Source organism: Shewanella sp. DNRA4 (assembly GCF_012843185.1).
Lineage (GTDB): Bacteria > Pseudomonadota > Gammaproteobacteria > Enterobacterales > Shewanellaceae > Shewanella > Shewanella xiamenensis.
The window spans coordinates 1-23,987 of the sequence record NZ_JABAIP010000003.1; the positions used below are offsets into that span (position 1 = coordinate 1).

A 23,987-nucleotide genomic window follows, 5' to 3' on the forward strand; every position below is an offset into this window, starting at 1 on the left:
AGAGGGATCCCTCAATAACAGGCCGGATATATGGGTGCAATGAACTCTTCTCAAAATCGTTATCGAATGTCTTGCAAACCGGATGGGTCCATATATGCCGAGATAGCGTCAGTCGAATCAGGGACGAGCGTCTGACGCGATAGCATAAGGACGCTTAATGCCCAAGGGGCTTTCAACTCCGTTAGGGGCGTCTTGGCTGATGTGAAAACAATAGGCAAGGAGGATAGGACGAGCAGTCCTCCTTGGTCGGGTGTGGGTTGAAGACCCACGACTTTGACTTATCTCGGCCGAAGGCCGCAATGATTCACATACTTACAGCGATAACCTTGCCAATTCAAACGCTAAACAAACCAGCATTATTATCGGGTGTGGGGTGAAGCCCCACGACCTTGATTCACCTCGGCAGTAAGGCCGCAATCAATATTGCATTGTGCTAAACAGCATCGATATTATCCTGAGGGGTAAAGCCCCACGACTTGTAAACTAAAGCATTCAAACGTAGTTTGAAAAGCTTTAAAGTCTAACTTTGGTGTAAATCAACTCAGCCTGAGTTGCAAAAAACCATTATTATTTCTGCGTTATCACTCCGATGCCATAAGGATTACCGTGCCTAAGCACTTACAAGACGTTCAGTTCGATACCACGCAGCTGTGCCCTTTATGCCAAGGGGCGAATCAGTGTGCAATGACTCTTGGCGCTGATATTAGTGACTGTTGGTGTGCTAAGCAGAGGTTTCCTAATCTGACTCAATTGCTATCTGGCGATTTGGCGGCAGGCTTATCAACAGACGCTACAGTAGGGCTGAGTGCTGATAAGTTAGCGCAACTATTATCGCAGCCTGCAACGGCTTGTATTTGTGAGACTTGTTTAAGCCGAATAAAGCGAGAGCTAGCTGTTTCAGTTACTTCAGAAAATAAAAACAGTCCATCGGGATTAGACGATGGGCTGGGATATGAGGTGAAGTAACCGATTAAGACTTATCGGTGAAATAGTCTATACGCACAGTCGTTTGTGCTGGCACGGGCTTGCCATGTTCAAACTTAGGCGCATAGCGCCATTCTTCGATCATTTTCAGTGTGGATTTTTCAAATAGTACACCGCCTTTGGATTCGAGCACTTCAGGATTTTTCACAAATCCCATCTCATCAACTGTGAAGTTAAGGGTCACATAGCCGCTTTTACGTTGCATGAGGTAGGACTTAGGGTATTTGGGCACCGTGCGAAATAGCGGTTGCTGTTCCTGTGTGTCGGCCCAAGGGCGCATTTTGCCGATGGCGATACAGTGGGCGGTGGACTCGTCACGCTTTCCTTGGCGCTCATACAGTTCGACTAAATAAGCGTGGGCGCTTAAGGCATAGGGATGGCTAAAGTTAAGGGCGTCAAACTGCTTAACCACTTCTAAAAGCAACGGAATCGCCTTGTCATCATGCTTTTCGGCATATTCAACGGCACCGACGACATAGGTGGCTTTGACTCTGTCGAGGGCATTTTCGGGCAGGATTTCTTTGTAAATACCATATGCGTCAAAGGCATAGCTTCTTACGCTTCTTGTATATAGCTCAGTATTGGATAAGCGGTTAAAAGCGGCCATTTTTACATCGGCGATCAGTTTCTTTTTATCGGATTTTTCAGCAATTGTGATTGCATCAAGCAAATCATTTTTTGCATCTTTGGCTTCGACAGAGGTTTCCGCTGCGCCGAGTAGTGGGTCGATAAGCTCAGCGGCATGCTCGCCGTAATGCTTTTTATAATTGCTTAATGCGAGTTGATATAACTCATTCGCCTTAGCTGTTTTTGGCAAATTCTTTTCTTCAAATGCGTAAGGGGCGACTTGCTTCTCTATCGCACCAGCCCAGTTCATGGCGAGGTTAGCTAAGTCGACACTGTCCTTGGCATATTGAGCTTCGCCCAATTCGAAGGCCCTTTTGGCACTGGCTTCTATTTGGTCGTTATCACCTTGTTTGAGTGCGGCTTGGTAGTCACTGTAGGCTTGGGGAAAGCTGTTTTCCGAGGCGGTTAAAGGTAACGAAGTACTTAAGGCTAAAGCAAATAGACTGGCTAAGGGTAATATTTTTCCGTCTAACATCTTGTATATCCTTATGTTTAGTTTCTTCGGATAGTACAAATGTTTCACTCTTGATACAAGTTTGTTTTCGGCAGTTGGTCGCTAGGGGAACGCTAAGAAGGTAAGCCTTTGCCTACCTTCTTACTTTGCCGATGGGCTTGGCACCCTTTAGGCAGAGACTTATTTAGTCACAAACTGCAAATCAAATTGGCCTAGCTCGCCGTAGTGGAATTGGCAGGTTTGATTGAGTGGCAAATCTAATACCCCCGCATAGGAGCCAGTGATCACATATTGTCCTCGGGTTAAGCCAATCCCTTGGGCGGATAAAAAGTTGACTAACCAGTAGAGTCCGGCCTTAGCGAAACCATTTGGATGAACAGCTGCTTTTTGCAGTGTTTCGCTCTGTTGCTGCTCGTTATGAGCAATTTCAACACTCAGGGCGAAATGGCCTGTTTCTATCTTGGCTGGTGCAAGTAGTTCTGGCCCTAACCATAGACCTTGATTGACTAACCCATCGGCGAGGGCATCGAAGTGATTAGCTTCGCTTGGGTTTTGGTAGCGACTTTTGATAAGTTCTAAGGCGAGGCGGGTTTTACCTAGGGCAGCGTCGATTTCTGCCTCAGAATAGGGCGTGGCACGTGGCGGTAAATCGTTGCCGATTTCAAAGGCGAGCTCAGGTTCGACACGGGCTAGCCCTTTACTTGAAGGGTAAAGCGGGCACTCGGCGGTTTGCAGATACACATCATGTTGATAGATGGGCGCCACTACGGTTTTTTCCGCCGTCGGGAGTAGACACTTCCACCCCGCAATCGGGTTGCCTTGGGCGCTAAATTGCTGCGCAATGGTTTGCTGGATAGCAAAGGCGTGGGGGAAATCCTTGGGTCTTAACGCTTCTTGCAACAGGTCGCCCGCTTCACCTTTGGCGCGGCGCTGCGCGAGTTCTTGTGCTGCTGCGTTAATGGACTCAAGCTGTGCTTTCGTGTCTATTGGTGACATTTTTTATCCTAACTAACTTATTTTTAAAGACTTATATAGAGTGGCTTATGCCGCAATAAATGTGTACATAAGGTATCAATTGACTCTGTAAATCCAATCTGGGCCAAAAGAGAAATTGCGCTCAATATACCTTTTTGTGTCGGCAAAGGCTTGATAAAACTTATCTTGAAATGCTGAGCATTTATCGCTGAGCAAGATTGATTGAGTGTCAGCTTAACTATCCAAACAGGCGGATAAGTTAATCGTTGCTTACGCTAGACCTTAGCGCGGTGCGGTGCCAGAATGGCGTTCCTTTCTGCTGTACTACTGGGACTTTTCCGTGAATCAAAGCCACTCTGGATCCTTGGCAAATAACCACGCTCAATTGGGGTTATTGTTTATTTCTGTTGCCGTGCTGTTTTGGGGGATTTTACCTATAGCACTTAAGCTATCGGGGAGTTTTATCGACCCGGTGACGTTGACTTGGTTTCGGTTTTTGGTGGCGCTCTTGGTCAGTATTTTGGTGCAGTGGAGTGCCGGGAGTTTGAAACAGTTTGCGGCGCTCGATGCCAAAGTTTGGCTCAGGCTTATCCTCGCCGGACTGTTTTTAATGCTTAACTATGTGTCATTCGTCTATTCCCTCGACTATTTAGCCCCGGGCGCGGCGCAACTTAATTTTCAAACCTCGCCATTTTTCCTCGCCTTTGGCGGCGTGTTATTTTTTAAAGAACGCTTGAACGCGGTGCAGCTCAGTTGTTTTGCCGCTTTAGCCTTAGGGATGTTAATGTTTTTCCATCCCTTTTTAGATTTTTCCGCCACCGATAATCATGAGATCTGGCTTGGGGTGATGATAGTGCAGTTTTCGGCATTGTCATGGACCACCTACGCACTGCTGCAAAAGTCACTGTTGAACCGTTTGTCTCCCGCCAACGTACTCTTGGTTATCTATGCCTTAGGTATTTTTGCGATGGCGCCCTTTAGCGACTTTAGCCAATTTGCGCAAATGGATAGCTTTGACTGGCAAGTGGCACTGTTTTGCGCCGCCAATACCTTGATTGCCTACGGCTGTTTTGGGCAATCGATGAAGTATTGGCCGACGGCACAGGTGAGCGCCATGTTGGCGTTAACGCCAGTATTTAGCTTTAGTGCCACGGCGTTAGTGGTGAGTATCGGTTGGTGGCCTGACGTGTTTAAGGCCGATGAGTTAGATGCTTTATCGCTCTTTGGCATAGGTGTGATTATTGTCTCTGTGATGGTGGTGCAGTTGCTGCCCCTGTATCGCCAGCGCCGCGCGAGACGTTTACAACCCATTTAACTGGCAGCTGAATAGGTATCCTAGTGATCACACGCCAGACCGATATTGAATTAGAACAGATCCGCGGGGTTATCTTCGATCTCGACGGTACGCTTGCCCATTCAAACCCTGACTTTAAAGGCTTAAGAGCGGCATTAGGTATTGGATCGGGTACCGATATTCTCGAGCATATACATAGTCTTGAGACCGCAATGGCCAAGATGCAGGCGCTGGAAATTGTCCATGACTACGAGCTTGCCAGCTCGCGCCAAGCGAGCTGGATTGAAGGCGCGCAGGCGTTGATTGCGTTTTTAAAGGCAAGACAACTGCCGCTGGCGATTTTGACCCGCAATATGCCCGAGGCGGCCAAAATCACCATCGAAAAACTCGGTATTGATATCCCTTTAGTGCTGACCCGTTACGATGCCGAGCCAAAGCCTCACCCGCAGGGGATCCACTTGATTTGCGAGCAATGGCAGTTGAGTCCGGCGGATATCTTGTATGTGGGGGATTATCTATTTGATCTGCAAACCGCGCAAAACGCCGGTAGCCGCTGCGCCCTCTATTGCCCAGAAGAGGTGCCCGACTATGCCCAAGCTGCGGATTTACTCATTGGCAATTATCAGAGTTTTATTGAAGCTTGGGCAGTGGCAATCCCAAAAGACTAAGTGCACACGATGCCAGATTGATAAGGTTTTATATCACTTTATGTCAATTCTTACTCGATGTGTTTGCGGTTAGGGAATCTTGCTTATCTTGTTTAAGCCCAAGCCGAATACTGTCGAGTAATGCCACTAACCAGCAGAGTAAAAAGCCATAGAGCAGTTCATTGGCATTGGCAATTGTGGTCTGGGTTTGTTGGGTGATTTCGGCAGAAATCACGCCGATATCAAGCGGTAAGGTGCCGTTTTGAATATCTAAGGCGATGACTTGCGCCACTTGATAGATTTGCATGAGTAGCAGCACAAGGCTCACGACCGCTAAGCTAAAAAATACCAGTGCAGTGCGTTTATGTTTTAGGTAAAAATGGCCGCTGCCAGGGGCGACAAAGGCGGATAAAAGGCCAGCGCTAAGAGCTTTTTTCATCGAAATATGCTAATTGCATTGCTAAAGACTACGCCGACACTAATAGACATGCTGGCTTAAGTGCAAGTTAATTTGGGCCAAGTATGAGTTAATTTGGAAAATATTGGATAACAAAAAAGGAGCCGAGGCTCCTTTTTAATGCGTTGTTTTAATGCGCTTGACCTAAGGGTTTAGGTTTGCGGATTACTCTTCGCGTGGTTTACGTGGTTTACGTTCGCCTGCTGGCTTGTCTGAACGTGGTTTGCGGTCTGCAAACGGCTTGTCACCCGACGCTGCACGTGGCTTACGATCACCGGCTGGGCGGTCGCTACGTGGACGACGGTCGCTACGGGCACCACGGCCAGAGTCAACAAAGACTTGGTCGCCAGCTTCACGGATATTCAATGGCTTACCACACACACGCACTTTCTTCAGGTGTTGTAGTACATCTTTTGGCATGCCGTCTGGCAGGTCAACAGTTGTCACTGAATCATAAAGTTGGATTGCACCGATATAACGGCTGTCGATATTGGCTTCGTTTGCGATAGCACCAACGATATTGCCTACACCTACGCCATTTTCACGACCTACGTCGATCACATAACGGCACATTTTCAGGTCTGGATTGTCTTTTAACGCTTCAGCGCTGCCTAAGCTTGCTGGCATTGGACGAGATTCACGGCTACGGCGTTCGCCACGGTCAGCACCGCGGTCTGAACCACGTTCGCTGCGCTCACTGCGTTCATCACGAACACGTTCTTGAATCGCAGGTAATTGCAGTGGACGTTCCTGTTGAACTTGGTGCAGCAGGGCTGCCGCGAGCAGATCGGTATCTACTTCAAGTTGCTGGCATAACTGAGCAACGGCTTCACGCATAAATTCGAGATCGTTGTTCATGGTTTGAGCAAGCTGCTCACCTAAGCGTGACAGGCGACGTTCTGCAACGGTTTCTGGGCTTGGTACTTTCATTGGCGAAATACGGCTGTTAGTCGCCCGCTCGATAGTGCGCAGCATACGCATTTCACGGCTAGTGACGAACAGAATTGCCATACCATTACGACCAGCACGGCCAGTACGACCGATACGGTGGACGTAAGCTTCTGTATCGTATGGAATATCGTAGTTTACTACGTGGCCAATACGCTCAACGTCTAGACCACGGGCCGCAACGTCAGTCGCGATCAGAATGTCTAGCTTGCCGTTTTTGAGTTGTTCAACTGCACGCTCACGGGCTTGTTGGTTCATATCACCATGTAAAGGTGATGATGCATAGCCACGGGCTTCAAGTTTTTCAGCTAATTCAACGCATGAGTTACGAGTACGAACGAAGATGATGATACCTTCAGTATTTTCAACTTCTAATACGCGTACTAACGCTTCTAATTTATTGTGCTGTGATACCTGTACGAAACGTTGTTCGATTGATTCAACTGTCGTTTGGCTAGACTCGATACGCACATGTACAGGGCTACGTAAATGCTGGTTAGCAACACGTTTAATTTGCTCTGGCATTGTGGCCGAGAATAGTGCTAATTGGCGCTCGCTTGGCGTGTGCTCAAGGATCCATTCGATATCATCGATGAAGCCCATTTTTAGCATTTCGTCGGCTTCATCGAGCACGAGTGCTTTTAATGAATCGAGTTTTAACGTGCCACGACGCATATGGTCCATTACACGACCAGGCGTACCCACGATAACTTGTGGACCACGTTTGAGGGCATTCAACTGTTGTTGCATGCTTTGACCACCGTAGATCGGCAGTACATGGAAATTCTTAATAAATTTGGCATAGCTACTGAACGCTTCAGCAACTTGAACTGCAAGTTCACGCGTTGGTGCTAATACTAAAATTTGTGGTGTGGTTTGGCTGGTGACTTTATTCAGCAGCGGCAGCGCGAAGGCGCCAGTTTTACCTGTACCAGTTTGCGCTTGACCTAAAATATCTTTGCCAGCCATAAGTGGATCAATACTGGCTGATTGGATTGGCGTTGGTTTTTCATAACCTAGCTCGTCAAGAGCACGCAACAAATTCTCGGATAGGCCGAGTTCACGGAAAGTTCTTTCATCGGATGACATTGAGTTGTAGCCTTGTGGATGCGCGCGGATTGGCGCTTAAGTTTCACAGACAGAAAATCAACCCCGTGTCGATTTCCCGCGAACGACGGATTATAGCAGCATATAAGCCGCTTTACCAATCCGGATAAGGATAAATCCACCGTTTGGGAAGGTTTTTTCGCAAAAACTGAGCAAGAAACGCGCCACTTCGGCTAATTTTTCAAAAAGTTGCCATCGAGTTTAATTAATTCAAAAGCCGATTCCGCTACAGCGGCGAGAAAAACATAGTCCAAGGTCTCGTAGGTATCCTCCGGCGTATGATATTGCGGATGGGTGGGCACACCAAAATATAGCCAAGGGATTTTAGCCTGATGAAAGGGATAATGATCCGATGCTCTTAGCCAATTGGTGCTCTGGATACTTCTCCCCACAGGCTTAGGGTGACTGAGTTTGATGCACAGGCCGTTAGATTGATTCAACATTGGCCTAAATTGAGGAAATTGATAAAAGTTGCGGCTGCCCTCAAGGTAAATCGCGTAAGGGCGACTTGGGTGGCCAATCATATCCAGATTGAGCATCAGTTCAAATTGCGCTTCAGGCATTCGCTGCTTGAGTTGCTCCACTAAGGCAGTACTGCCAAACAGTCCAGGTTCTTCGGCATCGGTCGCGACAAACATTAAGTTAATGTTGGGGAGTGAGTCGGGTGCAGCGCGTTGCCAGTGGTTGGCGATGGCGAGTAATGCGGCAACGCCGGAGGCATTGTCATCGGCACCGTGGTAAACCTTGCCGCCACTCATGCCGAGATGATCATAGTGGGCGACTACAATACGCCATTTATCCGTAGGTTGTCGCGCTGGCGCTAAGGCGACCAGATTGCTTCCCACCTCTTGGCTAAATAGGGTGGAATATTCGAAGGGAACCTCGAAGGTTGTTCCCCAAGGCTTAAGGCCTAGTTGTTGAAACTGGCGGTTTAAATAGTCGCGCGCCTTGGCAGCACCTTCCGTTTGGGTTTTACGCCCCATTAATTCTGCTGAGCTGAGTGTTGCTACTGTTTGCTTAAGATCTGCGGGGGCAGCCCAATTCAATCGAATCGCCTCTGGCGAGCAAGTATATTCGGCAGGTTGGCTAGTGCAGGCTATGAGTCCCATACATAGGCTAAGTGTAAAAACGCGCAATAAGCCCGTGCATGGAGACCATGAGCGGATGATTGCAGTGAGTGCGTGTGCCAAATTGCCCATGATTATCCTTAAGGTTGGCAATAGGAACGATCAATCCTAAGCCTAACAGGGCTTTAGCTAGAGTGCATGGGCCCTAATGTGGATTTAATCTAATACCTGGATCTCGGGGGAGAGCGCCGCCTCTTGGTGCGGGCTTAAATTAAAGTGCTCTAAGCCTGAGACCAAATGTGTGCGCGAGCACAGGGTGACCTGAGTATTTTTGGTGAGTCCACCTTGGGCAAGCGTGGTGACTCGGCCATCGGGTAATGCCAGTAGGCTATTTTCTGCGGTGCTATCTAAGACAGTAACTTGTAAACGAGTGGGTTGACCGATAATCGGATCGATAGCCGCGATAGCAAGTGCGAATAGCATTAGTCCTAAACAGGTAATGAGCATGAGATTAACGCGACTTAAGCTGGTTAAGTTGGGGCGATGTTCTAACAAAATATCCTCCTCGATGGAGTGCGCCTTGGGAGTATTCCCCCCAAGGCGTCGTTGAGGTTGAAGCCTTACCTGATTATGACTGCGTTGCTAGTTGTGCATCCCGCTCCAGCAGCGGCTTTAAGAAGCGTGCCGTGTGTGAGGTAGGATGCAAGGCTACTTCTTCTGGTGTGCCTGTGGCGAGGATTGTACCGCCGCCACCGCCGCCTTCAGGGCCTAAGTCGATAATCCAGTCTGCGGTTTTTATCACATCCAGATTATGCTCAATCACCACAATCGTGTTGCCGTGGGATTTGAGTCGATGCAGTACATCCAGCAGCAATTGGATATCGGCAAAGTGCAGGCCTGTGGTTGGTTCATCCAATATATACAAGGTCTTACCCGTATCGCGTTTAGAGAGTTCCTTGGCCAGTTTTACCCTTTGGGCCTCACCGCCAGATAACGTCGTCGCGCTCTGACCTAACCGCACGTAAGACAAACCCACATCCATTAGGGTTTGCAGTTTGCGGGCAATCGCAGGCACGGCATCGAAAAATTCGCGGGCATCTTCCACCGTCATTTGCAGCACTTCGTGGATGTTCTTACCCTTGTAGCGCACCTCTAAGGTTTCGCGGTTATAGCGTTTACCTTTACAGGCATCGCAAGGTACATACACATCGGGGAGGAAGTGCATTTCGACTTTAATTAAGCCATCGCCTTGGCAGGCCTCGCAGCGGCCACCTTTGACGTTAAAGGAGAAGCGCCCGACCTGATAACCGCGAGTTCGGGATTCCTGCGTTCCGGCAAAAATCTCCCGAATTGGGGTAAAGATGCCAGTATAAGTGGCGGGGTTTGAGCGCGGAGTGCGGCCAATCGGGCTTTGGTCGATATCGACCACTTTATCGCATTGCTCCATGCCGACAATCCGATCGTAAGGCGCGGGCTCATCGACGGTGGCGCCGTTGAGTTGTTTGTGGGCAATTCTAAAGAAGGTATCGTTAATCAGCGTCGATTTACCTGAGCCCGATACTCCAGTCACACAGGTGAATAATCCCACAGGGATGGTTAAATCTACATTACGCAGGTTATTGCCGCGGGCGCCGTAGAGCTCAATCACTTGTTTCGGGTCGAACGGCGTACGTGGAGTGCTGATATGAATATTGCGTTTACCCGAAATGTACTGCCCAGTGACGGACTCGTCGCAGGCGATAATTTTCTCAATCGGACCGTCGCAAATCACTTCACCACCATGGACGCCAGCGCCTGGGCCGATATCGATAATATGATCCGCCATACGAATCGCGTCTTCATCGTGCTCTACCACAATCACTGTGTTGCCTAAATCCCGCAGGTGGATCAGGGTTTGCAGCAGACGCTCGTTATCCCGCTGGTGCAAGCCGATAGAAGGCTCATCGAGCACATACATTACGCCAACAAGCCCGGCACCAATTTGGCTGGCTAAGCGAATACGCTGCGCTTCACCGCCCGAGAGGGTCTCGGCCGAGCGTGATAGGCTTAAATAGTTAAGGCCGACATTGACGAGGAAACCTAAACGGTCGCGCACTTCCTTGAGGATTTTTTCAGCAATTTGTGCTTTTTGGCCGTTGAACTCGAGTTTGTCAAAATAATCTAGGGCTTCACCAATTGACCAAACGGTCAGTTTCGGCAAGTTAAGATCGCCAATAAACACGTGACGGGCTTCTTCACGCAAACGCGAGCCGCCACAGCTTTGGCAAGCTTGGGTGTTGATAAACTTGGCCAACTCATCGCGCACCGCGTTACTTTCGGTCTCACGGTAACGCCGGTCCATATTATTTAAGATGCCTTCGAAGGGATGATTGCGCACCACCACATCACCACGGTCGTTGATGTATTTGAAGGCGATGCTGTCTTTACCTGAACCGTAGAGAACGATTTTTCTCACCTTATCCGACAACTGTTCGAAGGGAACTTCGACATCGAACTTATAGTGGTCGGCCAGCGAACTTAGCATCTGGAAGTAATAGAAGTTACGTCTATCCCAGCCGCGAATCGCGCCGCCAGCCAGGGATAACTCAGGGTTGGTGATCACTCTGTCAGGATCGAAAAACTGTTGTACCCCTAAACCATCGCAGGTTGGGCAAGCACCGGCTGGGTTGTTAAAGGAGAAAATCCGTGGCTCAAGCTCGGCCATCGAGTAACCACAGTGCGGGCAAGCAAAGTTGGCCGAGAAGATTAATTCTTCAGTGGTGCCTTCATCCATGCTGGCGACCACGGCAATCCCACCCGAGAGTTCGAGCGCGGTTTCAAAGGATTCGGCGAGGCGCTGCTGGATATCGCTGCGGACTTTAAAGCGATCGACCACCACTTCGATGGTGTGCTTAACGTGTAAGTCGAGGGTTGGTGGATCGGTTAAATCGCAGACTTCACCGTCGATACGGGCGCGGATATAACCTTGAGCGGATAAACCCTCGAGTAATTTAACGTGCTCACCCTTACGGCCGTTGACCACGGGCGCCAGCAGCATTAAGCGGCTATCCTCGGGCATTTCTAACACTTTATCGACCATCTGGCTCACGGTTTGCGCCGCCAGCGGTTGGCCATGAGTCGGGCAGCGCGGTTCACCCACGCGGGCAAACAGCAGACGTAGATAGTCGTAAATTTCGGTGATTGTACCCACAGTCGAACGTGGGTTATGGGAGGTTGATTTTTGTTCGATGGAAATCGCCGGGCTTAAGCCTTCGATATGGTCGACATCTGGCTTTTCCATCAAGCTTAAGAATTGGCGGGCATAGGCAGAAAGAGACTCAACGTAACGTCGTTGGCCTTCGGCATATAAAGTATCAAATGCTAGGGAAGATTTGCCTGATCCCGATAACCCTGTGATAACGATTAACTTATCCCTTGGGATAGTCAGGTTGATATTTTTGAGATTGTGGGTCCGTGCGCCGCGTATTTCAATCTTATCCATCTATCGCTCAAGTCTTATGCTTAAAAAAATGAGCCTAAGTATCGCACAGTTCGGCGGCTGAGTTTAGTCGATTCTGTGATCTCTATTCTGGGTTGGCGGTAAGCCAATGCTTGGCCGTGGGCGATATAATCGTGATGAACCTAGCGAATTAACTAAGATTAATCCAAGTATGAGGGCAAGCCTAAGCTTATCTCTGTAAGTATCAAGTTAACTATTTGTAGCGAATCGACTTTTAGATAAGCCTTTAAAATAAAGACCTAAGGCCGTAACTGTGCCTTTTAAACGGCGTCGCGATGGGGCTGGACAACCCGTTAACTACGAGTGCTTAGGACGGTTTTTCCTTTTGAGCAAATGCTTTGTGGTGTGCTAACATGCGCCCCCTAAAAGACTTCAATCCAAGGCAAAATCATGGGTAACAACGGACTTTCAGGAACCGAGACAAGAGTCGCGTTTTCTTTAGCCAGTGTATTTGGTTTACGCATGATGGGCTTGTTTATGATCATGCCCGTCTTTGCACTTTATGGTCGGCATTTAGAAGGTTTTTCACCCCTTTGGGTGGGCATTGCCATCGGTGCTTATGGCTTAACTCAGGCCATTTTACAGATCCCTATGGGGATTTTATCAGACAAATATGGCCGTAAACCTGTCATTCTTGCAGGCTTAGTGGTGTTTGCCATCGGCAGTTTAATTGCCGCCAATGCTGAGACTATCTATGGCGTGGTGTTTGGCCGTGCTGTACAAGGAATGGGCGCGATTGCGGCCGCTGTGCTGGCGCTTGCGGCTGACTTAACACGGGATGAGCAACGTACCAAGGTCATGGCGATTATTGGTATGTGTATCGGTGGCTCGTTTGCACTGTCGTTACTGGTTGGCCCGATTGTGGCGCAGCATTTAGGCTTATCAGGGTTATTCTTTTTAACTGCTGGGCTTGCGGTGTTAGGCATGTTGATTGTGCAGTTATTGGTGCCCAATCCCATTTCCCACGCACCTAAGGGCGATACCTTAGCGGCGCCCGCGAAGCTTAAGCGCATGTTGACCGATCCGCAGCTGTTTAGGCTCGATGCGGGGATCTTTATTCTGCACTTAGTGTTAACCGCCGTGTTTGTCGCCTTGCCACTCGACTTAGTCGATGCGGGTCTGGTGAAAGAAAAACATTGGATGCTGTATTTCCCTGCGTTTGTGGGCGCATTCTTCTTGATGGTGCCGTTAATCATCATCGGGGTGAAGCGCAAGAATACTAAGGCGATGTTTCAAATTGCTTTAGTGATCATGATGTTTGCCCTTGCGGCCATGGCGATTTTTTCGAACAACCTCTGGGTATTGAGCGTGGCCGTGCTGCTGTTTTTTACTGGCTTTAACTACCTTGAGGCGTCGCTGCCGAGTTTGATTGCGAAATTCTGCCCCGTGGGTGAAAAAGGCTCGGCGATGGGTGTTTATTCGACCAGCCAATTCTTCGGGGCCTTTTGTGGCGGTATGCTCGGTGGCGGTGCGTACCAATTAGTCGGTGCAGTGGGCGTGTTTATTGTCGCGTTGGTGTTAATGGGCATTTGGTTATTGCTCACCTTAGGGATGGAAAATCCTGTACTGCTTAAGAGTTACACCTTAGAGGCTGCCGTTAAAGACAAAACCCAAGCCCGTGATATGGCGGCGCAACTGTCACAATTGATGGGTGTGGTTGAAGCGATTGTGGTGCTAGACGAGAAAGTCGCTTATCTCAAAGTTGACGAGCATTTCGATTTAAGAGAAGCCCGAGCTGTGTTAGGCTCTGCTCAATAATATGTGTTATTGCCGCGAATACTTAGGGATGCGGATTTTCCCTTGCGGCAACAATTATAAACAACATACTGAATTAACAGATTATTTAAAGAATCGCAGGAGATTTCAATGGCCAGTCGTGGTGTTAACAAGGTAATTTTGGTTGGCAATTTGGGACAAGATCCAGAAGTGCGTTATATGCCAAACGGTAACGCAGTCGCAAACATCACCGTTGCGACCAGCGAATCGTGGAAAGACCAACAAGGTCAACAGCAAGAACGTACTGAATGGCACCGTGTGGTTCTGTTTGGCAAGTTGGCTGAAATTACGGGTGAGTACCTGCGTAAAGGTTCACAGGTTTACCTCGAAGGTAAATTGCAAACGCGTAAGTGGAAAGACCAAAGCGGTCAAGATCGTTACAGCACTGAAGTGGTTATCGACCAAAGCGGTAGCATGCAAATGTTAGGCGGCCGTAACCAAGGTCAAGGCCAAGGTGCCCCAATGGGTGGTATGCCACAAAACGGCGGTTACCAATCAGCCCCACAACAAGCTGCTCCTGCGCAAAATCAATACGCGCCAGCACCGCAAGCGGCTCCAGCTTACCAAGCACCAGTGCCACAACCTCAATCTGGCTACAATCAGCAGCCAGCTCAGCAAAGCTATGGTCAGCAACAGGCGCAGCCTCACGCTCAGCCACAGCAGGGCGGTTATGCGCCTAAACCGGCAGCTCCAGCGTATCAAGCGCCAGCTGCACCTGCGCAGCGTCCAGCGCCACAGCCACAACAAAACTTCACTCCAGATTTGGATGATGGTTGGGACGACGATATCCCGTTCTAATTTTCCAACTTTTACAGTGGAAACATAGTTTTTAAAAGCCCTGCAATATTTTGCAGGGCTTTTTTTTATATGTGGCTTATCTTTCCTTTGAATAATTTTATTTGCTTAATTGTTAACAGTTGTTGCGGTTTAGGGTAGATTGTTTTGAGTCCGCTAAAGGGCTTGAACTTTTGAAAATAAATTAACGTTATGACGACTACTAAAAGAAAGGAATTCTTCCATGGAAGATGTAATAAGTCAGGAAAATAATCCATTAAAGAGCGATGAAAAACAAATAACAGTAGATAGCAATATTCATAGAGTACCACTGTTTCATGTTTCACTTGCTAAATTTGTTATTATGTTTTTTGCTACCTTTGGTCTATATCAAATATACTGGTTTTATAAGCAATGGCAGGCATTAAAAGAGTATTATGATTTAGATGCATGGCCAATTGCTCGATGCATTTTTACGGTATTTTTTACACACTCTTTGTTTGTTTATGTTAATGAATATATTAAAGAAGATAATAGAAGTTATCGTTGGAATCATTCTGCTTTGGCGACAGTTTACGTTTTACTTGTCGTAGTCTCTAGTGTTCTCAATCAAATTGAGACTTTACCGACATCTTTGATTTTAATTTCTATTGTTATACCTTTAGCCGTTTTGTATCCATTGTATGAAGCTCAAAAAGCAATTAACTTTGCGCTTGAACCTTTAGACTACGAGGATAATTCAAGTTTAACTTGGTTGAATTGGGTTTGGATTGTTCTTTTTGGTTTTTATTGGGCTATGGTTATCTATGCATTAACTGTGTTAATCAGACTAGCTTAATTTAGAATAGAACAGGCTTTAATTAAGCCTGTTCTGAATTAAGAATATGCGATAGAGGAATATCTTTTTATAAAGTTAACAACGAGCTTTCCCTCATATACTTTCAATTTCTAATGTCGTTTTCTCTATTAATGCATGTTTTTTGATATTTTAAGTACGCTGTAAGGTATTGATTTTGTGACTTAAAGCGTTTTTGTGGTTATAGTGAAAAGTCAATTTATCAGTATTGAGGTAAGCATTTTCTCCGGTTAATGAATCGAATGTTGGAGAGAAAGTGAATTTTTATGAGCAATTTCAAGAAAATCCAGTTTAAACGCCTATGGCTATGGCTGTTCCTTATCAGCATGGCTTTACCATTAAGTGCGGTTGAAGCGCCTCTGTGGCCTGAGTCGGCCAACCTGCCCTTAAGCGAACGAGTGCACAGTGGCACGCTTGCTAATGGGATGCACTACCTGTTAGTGAACAACAAAACCCCAGAGCAAGCCGTGATTGTCCGTATGCGGGTGGATGTAGGCTCGGTGATGGAAACGGATGCCGAGCAGGGGCTGGTGCATTTTTTAGAGCATATGGCGTTTAATGGATCTACGGGACTCGCGGCGGGGGAGATGATCCCTACCTTACAACGCATAGGTTTAAGTTTTGGTGCTGATACCAATGCGGTGACTGAATTTCAGCAAACGGTTTATCAGTTTAATTTACCGAGCAATAGCCAAGATAAAGTCGATACCGCTTTGTTTTTAATGCGTGAAATCGCCAGTAATCTGTTGCTTGACCCCGCGCTTATCGAGCGCGAAAAGGCGGTGGTCTTATCTGAACTGCGTGAACGCAGTAGTGCCGATTTAGAAAACTATCGCCACCAGTTAGCCTTTTTAATGCCGCAAACCTTGCTGTCGCAGCGCTTTCCTGTAGGTGAGGCGACGAGCATTCAAAATGCAAATCGTGAAACGTTATTGTCCCTTTATCAGCGTTTTTATACGCCATCTCGCACCACCTTAATCGTGGTGGGTGATATCGATGTCGGTCGTATCGAGCAAAAGATCAAGCAGCAATTTATCGACTGGAAAGCTGCGCCACAGGCTGCTGGGGTGAAGGCACAATCCATCGGTGTGGTACAGGCTAAAACCGCTGTTGAGGCGGCGGCATTTTTTGATCCAAGCCTGCAAACCTCGGTTTCGTTAGGCATGTTAACACCTCAAACACCGCTACCAGATACGCCTGCACTGCGTGAGCAGGAGATGTTATTAGATATTGCCCACGGTATTTTGTATCGTCGTTTAGAGTCACAGTTGCTCCATAGCCAAGGTTTGTATGGCGTGAGCTTACAAATCGGCCCGCAATACAATATTGCCTACGGCACGCAAATGACGCTGGGAACGCAGGAAAACAACTGGCAGCAAGGGCTTGCGTTGTTGGAACAAACACTACGTCAGGCGCTGGAATTTGGCTTTAGCCAACAAGAGATCGATCAGCAACTTAAACGAATTCACAAGGGCTATCAGCTCAGTGCCGCAGGCAGTAACACTATCCACAGTGTGAACATTGCCGACAGCTTAGTGAGTGCGGTAGCGAGCAGGCGCGTGCCTGTGGAGCCAGAGTGGCAATTGGCTCTGTTTGAAAAGTTGATGCCGAGTATCACGCCGCAAAAACTGCATCAGTTGTTTAAACAGACTTGGGAAGGGACGCCTTATCTGTATCTAACCAATAACAAACCCATTGAAAGTATTGAAAAGCAACTCTTAGCCGCCTACAACGCGAGCCAAAAGCAAGCCGTAAAAGCGCCCGAAACCAAGAGTATTGCCGAGTTTGGCTATAGTCAATTTGGTGAGGCTGGACAGATTGTGGCCGATCAGCGCGATGCCACAACTGGCATACGAAAGCTAGAGTTTGCTAACGGTGTGCGTCTCAATTTAAAACCTACATCCTTTAATCAGGGGCTGACGTTGGTGAGTCTCAATATCGGCTTTGGTGAGGTGCCATTCCCCGAGCTAGATGGTTTGTCTTACCTGTTTAATAGCGCCTTTGTGCAGGGCGGTTTGGGACTTCACGATTTAGACAGCTTGCAGGAGATTTTTGCAGGCCAAGATATCTCGGTCAGTTTGAGTTTACGTGAGCAGAGTTTTGGTGGCGAGATCAGCACCAATGCTGCCGAGCTTCGCACCCAATTAGGTGTACTAACGGCTTATCTAGTCGACCCGGGGATGGATAAGCAAGCCGAGCAGTTATTCCGTGAGCAAGTGATTGCCGAGCAGCAGAGCATTCATAGCAATCCACAACTGGAGTTTTCGAATCAATTTGCGCGAATTGCCCATAATGGCGACAAACGTTATGGCTACGGCAACCCTGATGAAATCCTCAAGCGTCAGTTTACTGAACTCGCACCCAGCTTCCATTCTGCGGTGCAGCAAGGGGCGATTGAGCTGGCCATCGTGGGTGATTTTGATGAAAACCAAGCCATTGCTGAGGTTGCACAAACCTTAGGAGCGATTTCCCGTCAGCCGATCCCTAAGGGGCAGACTATCGTGCCTGTGTTTCCCAACGTGCCAGCACAAATGAGCCTGACGCATTATGGTCAAGTCGATATGGCGGCGCTCGCGCAGGTGTGGCCGACAGCGGATATGAGCAATCCCCGTGAGCTGGTGGGTTTAGGTTTGCTCGAGCAGGTACTAAGCATCTTACTTACCGAGAATGTGCGTGAGAAAGCGGGGGCAAGTTATTCGCCTTCTGCATTCTCATATAATGATTTAAATCCAACGGGATATGGTTATCTCGGCCTATTTAGTGTGACCACCACTACCATGTTGCCTGAGGTGGCTAAGTATTACGCCGCCGCAGTTAAGCAGGTTAAAATGCCTTCGGGGATCAGTGAGGATTTGCTCAATCGCGCCCGCCAGCCAGTGCTGGAGTGGATGCAGATAGCGCCGCAAAGTAATAACTTCTGGTTAGATTTGGCCTCAACCGCCCAAAGCCAACCGGAGCGTTTTGCGACCTTTAACCAACGCTTGGCGTTGGTACAGCAGATCACGCCAGCCGAGTTAAGCCAATTGGCGCAGAAATACCTCAAGGATGATAAGCGGTTAACTATCGAAACCTTACCTGCACCCGTCACGGCTCCGTGAGCCATTAAACCGCAATTTATCTGAAGACCTACCTCCTGTGATACTCGTGTCACAGGAGGTTTGGTTTTTATTGGTGATTGAAATATTTGTCGGTCGCAATTGGAAATAACCGTTGTCGAAAATGCCACTCACGCTTAAGCGAAACCCGCATTAGGCTAAGCGCCATATTCTTGTAGAGTGGTGATGTGAGTGGTGATGTGATGTTTCGATATCTGTTATGTAGTTTTGGCTTAGTCCTAATGTATCCGACGGGGATAGATATGTACTTAGTCGGGTTGCCGCAAATTGCGAGTCAACTTGGGGCGAGTGAGGCGCAGCTGCACATTGCTTTTTCTGTGTATCTTGCTGGCATGGCGACGACTATGCTGTTTGCGGGCAGTTTAGCCGATAGGATTGGGCGTAAACCCATTACACTTTTTGGCGCCTTACTGTTCGCGCTAGCCTCCTATTTTGCAGCGGGCTCACAGACCAGTGATATGTTTTTAATCGCGCGCTTTGCGCAAGGTATTGGTGCGGGTTGTTGTTATGTTGTCGCGTTCGCGATTTTGCGTGATGTCTTAGACGATAAGCGCCGAGCCAAAGTGCTCTCAATGGTGAATGGCGTGACTTGTATTATCCCTGTGATCGCGCCTGTGATTGGCCATTTAATCATGCTTAAGTTTCCATGGCCTAGCCTGTTTTACACTATGGCGGCGATGGGGTTACTGGTATTTGCTCTTTGTCTATTGGTATTACGTGAAACCCATTCTAAAGCAGCATTTCACACGCAAGCTTTGCCAGGTGTGCAAAGGGAATCCTTTAAACAAGGCTTTTTTATCAGTCGCGTGGTCATAACAACCTTAGGTGTGACCACGATTTTAAGCTATGTGAATGTGTCACCTATGCTGATTATGGGGCAGATGGGGTTTGACCGTGGCCAATATTCCAATACCATGGCAATGATGGCATTGGTGAGTATGTTAGCCTCATTTTCGACGCCCTTTTTGCTTAACCAGTTTAAAGAAAAATCATTAATTTTGTTCTCCCAAGGGTTATTCGTTGCGGCCGCCTTAGTGTTTATCTTGACTCAATTGGGCGGGGTTAGTCATTCATTCAATCTCTTAGGGTTTGCTTTTGTTTGTTCTGGTTTTTCAATTGGATTTGGGGTGACCATGAGTCAGGCACTTAGCCCATTTGTGGCTCGGGCAGGGGTGGCCAGCTCATTACTGGGGATTGCCCAAGTGTGTACTTCTGCGTTGTATATTTGGGTGATGGGTCTGCTCGACGTGAGCGCGATTAATATATTATTAGCTATCCTCAGCGTTGGTGCGCTGGTAAGTATCACGCTAATGTTAGCGGTACCTAAAATGTCGGAAATGGTAGCGAATGAGCAAATCCCTGAGTCGGCTTGACCTCAATCTGTTGTTTACTTTTCAGCTGCTATCGCAGGAGCTGAGCGTGTCTAAGGCTGCTAAAAAGCTCAATGTGACGCCATCGACCGTGAGTAAATCCTTGGCGAAATTGCGCGATTGGTTTGACGACCCACTATTCATTAAAACGCCCCAGGGATTGCAGTTAACGCCATTGGCCCAAAGCATGGAGCAAGACTTAGCCGATTGGTTGCAAAGGGGCAAACAGCTTATGGGCAAGCGCGGGGATGATATGGCGAAAGGGCTTAGTTTTGAGCTAATGCTTGAGTCACCTTTGTCGCTCATTATGCTTAATCAATTAACGCAGGCGATTTACCAACACTATCCTGATGCAAAAGTGAAGGTGCGAAATTGGGATTATGATTCACTAGAGGCCATTATTCGCGGTGAGGCTGACATAGGTTTTACTGGCCGAGAAAGTCATCCTCGCTCCAAGGAGTCCCTTGATTTATTGCCTTATTTTATCGATTTTGAGGTTTTATTTACCGATCTTCCTCAGGTGTATTTGCACCGCGATCATCCCGCCTTACAGGATGAGTGGAATATAGACACTTTCTTAAAATATCCGCATATCAATATCTTGTGGGAAAAGAGTGAAACCTGGGCCTTAGATGATGTGCTTATCGAGCTTGGGTTAAGTCGTAATATTGTGCTGACCTTGGCCAGTTTTGAGCAGTCGCTGTTTGTCGCGGCAGAGCCTCACCACAGCATGATAGCAATTGCGCCGCAATATTGTGAGCAATATGCCCGCCAATTACACCCTGACTTAGTCACTCGCCCGATCCCGATAAGTGGCGAATATCTTAATAAACTCGCCATTCCTTTCACCTTGATTTGGCATAAGAGAAACAGCCACAACCCCAAAATCACTTGGCTGCGAAGCAAGATAAAAGCGATTTATCAGCCGCGTGGGTGTGATTAAGGCTGTTATTTGCAGCATTAACTCGGTTGGTTTATACCCAATTGCTGGCAAATATATTGGATGCACAATTCTTGCTGCTGACACCATAATCCGTAGCTGACGGGGATAAGTTGAATCCCCGCGCGCTGTAACAGCTTATACAGTTCAATATCGAAAAAGTCCGCCCATGGCCCTGGGTAACCGATTAAATCTATTGCTAAATATTGGTTACCATAGCGGCACAATATATCCAGTTCTAGCCCCGCCATATGATAGGCGCGCCAGACTGTTATGCCTTTTGCTTCAATCGCCTGTGCCACCGACTGGCCGAAGCTATCGAGGGCATCGACATAATTGTGTGCCGCTTGAAATTGGCCCGCCGATGCTAAGTAAGTTGCCAGTAAATTATTGTTGGGGAGCTCATGCGCTTGTACCGATAAAAATAGCCACTGCATTTGTTTAGCGCGGGTGATGGCGACATTGAACATATCTTCGCGATTTAAATACACGGCGGCGCGGCTGTCGTTGGCCGTAATGCTAAACGACAGCAGCATAATATCGCGCTCTTCCCCTTGAAAACCAAAGGGCGTGGCAATCCGTAATTGATGACGTTCTATTTGCTGCGTGCTAAAGCGTGCGAGGATTTGCTGGGATAAATACTCCGTCTGATTGCGAAAACAGGAGAGCACTCCAATGCTGGCGGGCACTAATGCATTCTCTTGTTCATCAATCAGTTGAGCTAACTTTTCAATTAATGCCTCCGCTTCTATGGCGTTAATTCCTTTACTATCACGGCTGCCAGTCACCTGGACTCGGTGTAAGTGCCCTGAACTTGTGCAGGGTCTGTGCTGCATAATCTTCAGCATACCTTGATAAAACTGCTGATTACTAAATTGGATCAGCTCAGGTTTACTCCGAAAATGCTCATTTAAAAATACTACTTGGGATTGGCTCGCAAGGGATTGCGAGACTAAGTCGAGCATACTGGCATCACGGTAGCTCATTAGGCCGCGGCACTCCGCAGCAAGTCCAAGTTGGGTCTGGATTTGGGTTTGCTTTGCGCGGGATAAAAACGAGAAATGGCGCAGCTGTTTACTGTCACCCACCACCAGTGCTGCTTTTGCCCGCTGCAAGGCCGGTAAACAGGCGGCAATATTGGCTTGGGTGGCTTCATCAATAATCACTAGATCAAACATTTGCTGCTCCATGGGCAGCACTTTATGCAAGCTGGCAAGGCTCGATAACCAAATGGGAAAGGTTTGCTTTAAGGCATCAAAATCCGTCTTGTAGAAGCCGTCGAGTTGCTTAGCGGACTGGCGAGCGCGAAGTGCACTGGCAAAACTCACCAGCGTACTGCGCTTATGTTTGAGCAATTGGTTTAATCGATAGTGAGTGGCCAATTGTAAGTATTTGAGGCTTAAGTCTTCTTTTTGGGCGATGAGGGCGGTTAATTTATCGAGCACATCCCATTGCTGAGCAAACTGTTTGATCCCGGCACGGTAAGCCCAATTGTAAAATCCTAAGCGCCAACGGGATTGTCCTTGTTGTAAGGTCGCCAGTTTTTGGCCGCGACGTATGGCATTGCGGCAATGGTGTATAAAACCCACTTCCATTTTAGTTTGCTGACGAGTCACAGTATTAAGTTGCTGTTTTGCACTTAGTAGCAACCTATCCGAGATGGTTTCAGCAGTCGCTGGATGCTGACCATGGAGCATTTCATCTATCTGGTTTTTAAGGACTTTAATAAATTGCGGCGAGCCGGCGCGAATAAGGCTGCTCCCAAGCTGGAATTGTTGCTGCAATTTATCGGCAATCACATCAACGGCAACATCGGTATGGGCTACGATGAGGACAGATTTACCCCTTAATACCTGCTCCGCCGCCACGGTGGCGATGGTGTAACTTTTACCCGTTCCCGGTGGGCCCGATATCTGCCCCAAAGTTTGATTGGCCGCCACCTTTAAGGCTTGAATTTGCGCGCGGCTTAATAGCCCTGGAAGATAAGCTTCTTGGGTGTCGACATTGTGATTAACTGAATCTCGAGTTGGCGCTTGCTCAAATAGCGCTTGAAGCGGCGCAGAGAGTGAGGGTGCTGTAATGAGATTGTCGAGTTCGTGCAATATGCCGCGACTGGCCTGCGAACGCTCTGCAAGAATAATTTGGCTGCGACTAACCATAAACTGCCCACGTTTACGGCATAAGCCAGTGAATTCAGCCTCATCGATCAGCTTGGGAAAATGCAATAAATGACTGGTATCAACATCGGCTTGGCCTGCCCGCAGCCAAGCTATCCAGCCACTGACATCCGTTGGATTATCGCGTAACTCTTGACTTAAGCTGTGTCCTTCAACGACTAATTTTTCTAACAGGGCTTCATTGATGGTGAATGATCCGCCGCCAGAGAAGCTGTGATTAGATTCGAGGTAAATGTTATCGCCATCGGCCTGTAACAGGCATTCACGGTACAGCAGTGGCGTGACGACTTTACGTTTTTCGCCATTAAGCTCGACAGTGCCGCAGAAAAACAGACAACAGTGCAATAATACTTTTTCTCGCAGATACAAGGCACTACGCGCCATTAATACCGAGGCGGGAGCAAATGGCACCGGTAAGCGAGGCAGAAAGCCACTGCTTAACTCGTCTTCACCTTGGAGCAATAGCTTTTCTTGTTCAGCAAGTTTGTGGCTAGACCAAAGGTTAATTTCAGCACTATCGTGTTGAAAACACTGTTTGTAGTAGTTAAGAATCCCTTGCAAACCCTATCCATCCCTAAGGCTTAATTGGCGATGCGAGAGTAACCCAATCGTATAAGACGAACAAGGTTGTCGCGTATCTTGGGATGGAGCCAAAGCAGGTTAAAGTCCGAACGTCTGTGCTTAAAGCCAAATAATTTTTAGCGTAAAAGAAGTTATTTGAGTTGTAAGTAAACGTATCGCAAAAGGTATTTGTATCAATTCAGCGCTCGAAAAATGTGATTTGTATCAATATTGGCTTGGTTGCTGAAATGTTTGTTAAGTGTTTGAGTTTGTAAAATATTTGTTTTTGTTTTGGGTGGAAATTGCCATTGTTGTCATTGTATAACTGCGTAGACTGAACTGAAATTTTGTCTGCAAA

The 23,987-nt window shown here is 47.7% G+C and carries 17 protein-coding genes; 9 read left to right on the plus strand and 8 right to left on the minus strand.

The window, feature by feature from the left end:
* Positions 1 to 606: 606 nt before the first annotated feature.
* A complete protein-coding gene (locus HG547_RS03690) occupies positions 607 to 966 on the plus strand; it encodes a cysteine-rich CWC family protein (protein ID WP_169547042.1) in 360 nt (119 codons plus the stop codon).
* A 4-nt stretch (positions 967 to 970) separates the two neighbouring features.
* On the opposite strand, the gene HG547_RS03695 is transcribed toward HG547_RS03690, so the two are convergent.
* Together HG547_RS03695 and HG547_RS03700 are read right to left on the minus strand one after the other, a co-directional pair.
* On the minus strand, positions 971 to 2,086 hold the full coding sequence (locus HG547_RS03695; protein WP_169547043.1) for an energy transducer TonB: 1,116 nt from the start codon (positions 2,084 to 2,086) through the stop codon (positions 971 to 973).
* 159 nt (positions 2,087 to 2,245) lie between these two features.
* Complete coding sequence (locus HG547_RS03700; protein ID WP_169547044.1) at positions 2,246 to 3,061, minus strand: hydratase; 816 nt, start codon at positions 3,059 to 3,061, stop codon at positions 2,246 to 2,248.
* Between the two features lie 319 nt (positions 3,062 to 3,380).
* Between HG547_RS03700 and HG547_RS03705 the strand changes: the two genes are divergently transcribed.
* Entirely contained in the window at positions 3,381 to 4,355 is a 975-nt protein-coding gene (locus tag HG547_RS03705; protein ID WP_069454236.1) for a DMT family transporter, read from the plus strand.
* A 23-nt stretch (positions 4,356 to 4,378) separates the two neighbouring features.
* Complete coding sequence (locus HG547_RS03710) at positions 4,379 to 5,002, plus strand: HAD family hydrolase (RefSeq protein ID WP_169547045.1); 624 nt, start codon at positions 4,379 to 4,381, stop codon at positions 5,000 to 5,002.
* A 43-nt stretch (positions 5,003 to 5,045) separates the two neighbouring features.
* On the opposite strand, the gene HG547_RS03715 is transcribed toward HG547_RS03710, so the two are convergent.
* The 5 genes from HG547_RS03715 to uvrA form a co-directional block, all read right to left on the minus strand.
* Entirely contained in the window at positions 5,046 to 5,420 is a 375-nt protein-coding gene (locus HG547_RS03715; protein WP_169547046.1) for a hypothetical protein, read from the minus strand.
* Between the two features lie 183 nt (positions 5,421 to 5,603).
* Positions 5,604 to 7,475 carry a DEAD/DEAH box helicase gene (locus HG547_RS03720; RefSeq protein WP_169547047.1) on the minus strand — a complete coding sequence of 624 codons (1,872 nt, stop codon included), beginning with the start codon at positions 7,473 to 7,475 and terminating at the stop codon, positions 5,604 to 5,606.
* Between the two features lie 191 nt (positions 7,476 to 7,666).
* The gene (locus HG547_RS03725; protein ID WP_169547048.1) at positions 7,667 to 8,692 is read right to left on the minus strand and encodes a M28 family peptidase; all 1,026 of its coding nucleotides are present in this window, start codon (positions 8,690 to 8,692) and stop codon (positions 7,667 to 7,669) included.
* A gap of 84 nt (positions 8,693 to 8,776) precedes the next feature.
* Complete coding sequence (locus tag HG547_RS03730; RefSeq protein ID WP_211164541.1) at positions 8,777 to 9,115, minus strand: hypothetical protein; 339 nt, start codon at positions 9,113 to 9,115, stop codon at positions 8,777 to 8,779.
* 73 nt (positions 9,116 to 9,188) lie between these two features.
* Positions 9,189 to 12,041: an excinuclease ABC subunit UvrA gene (gene uvrA, locus HG547_RS03735; RefSeq protein ID WP_047536350.1), complete on the minus strand. Its 2,853-nt coding sequence runs from the start codon at positions 12,039 to 12,041 to the stop codon at positions 9,189 to 9,191.
* A gap of 408 nt (positions 12,042 to 12,449) precedes the next feature.
* Between uvrA and HG547_RS03740 the strand changes: the two genes are divergently transcribed.
* The 6 genes from HG547_RS03740 to yidZ all read left to right on the plus strand — a co-directional run bounded on the left by HG547_RS03740 (position 12,450) and on the right by yidZ (position 20,894).
* Positions 12,450 to 13,817 (plus strand): MFS transporter, encoded by a 1,368-nt coding sequence (locus HG547_RS03740; RefSeq protein WP_037422579.1) that lies wholly within the window; start codon positions 12,450 to 12,452, stop codon positions 13,815 to 13,817.
* A 108-nt stretch (positions 13,818 to 13,925) separates the two neighbouring features.
* A complete protein-coding gene (ssb, locus tag HG547_RS03745) occupies positions 13,926 to 14,633 on the plus strand; it encodes a single-stranded DNA-binding protein (protein WP_099457435.1) in 708 nt (235 codons plus the stop codon).
* 220 nt (positions 14,634 to 14,853) lie between these two features.
* The gene (locus tag HG547_RS03750; protein ID WP_047536355.1) at positions 14,854 to 15,447 is read left to right on the plus strand and encodes a hypothetical protein; all 594 of its coding nucleotides are present in this window, start codon (positions 14,854 to 14,856) and stop codon (positions 15,445 to 15,447) included.
* 284 nt (positions 15,448 to 15,731) lie between these two features.
* Entirely contained in the window at positions 15,732 to 18,563 is a 2,832-nt protein-coding gene (locus HG547_RS03755) for a M16 family metallopeptidase (RefSeq protein ID WP_169547049.1), read from the plus strand.
* A 200-nt stretch (positions 18,564 to 18,763) separates the two neighbouring features.
* Positions 18,764 to 19,954, plus strand: coding sequence for an MFS transporter (locus tag HG547_RS03760; RefSeq protein ID WP_169547050.1), 1,191 nt, complete (start codon positions 18,764 to 18,766; stop codon positions 19,952 to 19,954).
* Positions 19,929 to 20,894: an HTH-type transcriptional regulator YidZ gene (yidZ, locus tag HG547_RS03765; RefSeq protein ID WP_169547051.1), complete on the plus strand. Its 966-nt coding sequence runs from the start codon at positions 19,929 to 19,931 to the stop codon at positions 20,892 to 20,894. Before HG547_RS03760 ends, yidZ begins: the two co-directional genes overlap by 26 nt.
* 17 nt (positions 20,895 to 20,911) lie before the next feature.
* Here the strand turns inward: yidZ and HG547_RS03770 are convergent, their stop codons facing one another.
* A complete protein-coding gene (locus HG547_RS03770; protein ID WP_169547052.1) occupies positions 20,912 to 23,629 on the minus strand; it encodes a DEAD/DEAH box helicase in 2,718 nt (905 codons plus the stop codon).
* Positions 23,630 to 23,987: the final 358 nt, after the last annotated feature.

Bases quoted from the DNA above. Each gene is read 5' to 3' on its own strand.
- HG547_RS03695 (WP_169547043.1), bottom strand. From the start codon at position 2,086: ATGTTAGACGGAAAAATATTACCCTTAGCCAGTCTATTTGCTTTAGCC.
- HG547_RS03700 (WP_169547044.1), bottom strand. From the start codon at position 3,061: ATGTCACCAATAGACACGAAAGCACAGCTTGAGTCCATTAACGCAGCA.
- HG547_RS03715 (WP_169547046.1), bottom strand. From the start codon at position 5,420: ATGAAAAAAGCTCTTAGCGCTGGCCTTTTATCCGCCTTTGTCGCCCCT.
- HG547_RS03720 (WP_169547047.1), bottom strand. From the start codon at position 7,475: ATGTCATCCGATGAAAGAACTTTCCGTGAACTCGGCCTATCCGAGAAT.
- HG547_RS03725 (WP_169547048.1), bottom strand. From the start codon at position 8,692: ATGGGCAATTTGGCACACGCACTCACTGCAATCATCCGCTCATGGTCT.
- uvrA (WP_047536350.1), bottom strand. From the start codon at position 12,041: ATGGATAAGATTGAAATACGCGGCGCACGGACCCACAATCTCAAAAAT.
- HG547_RS03740 (WP_037422579.1), top strand. From the start codon at position 12,450: ATGGGTAACAACGGACTTTCAGGAACCGAGACAAGAGTCGCGTTTTCT.
- ssb (WP_099457435.1), top strand. From the start codon at position 13,926: ATGGCCAGTCGTGGTGTTAACAAGGTAATTTTGGTTGGCAATTTGGGA.
- HG547_RS03750 (WP_047536355.1), top strand. From the start codon at position 14,854: ATGGAAGATGTAATAAGTCAGGAAAATAATCCATTAAAGAGCGATGAA.
- HG547_RS03755 (WP_169547049.1), top strand. From the start codon at position 15,732: ATGAGCAATTTCAAGAAAATCCAGTTTAAACGCCTATGGCTATGGCTG.
- HG547_RS03760 (WP_169547050.1), top strand. From the start codon at position 18,764: ATGTTTCGATATCTGTTATGTAGTTTTGGCTTAGTCCTAATGTATCCG.
- yidZ (WP_169547051.1), top strand. From the start codon at position 19,929: ATGAGCAAATCCCTGAGTCGGCTTGACCTCAATCTGTTGTTTACTTTT.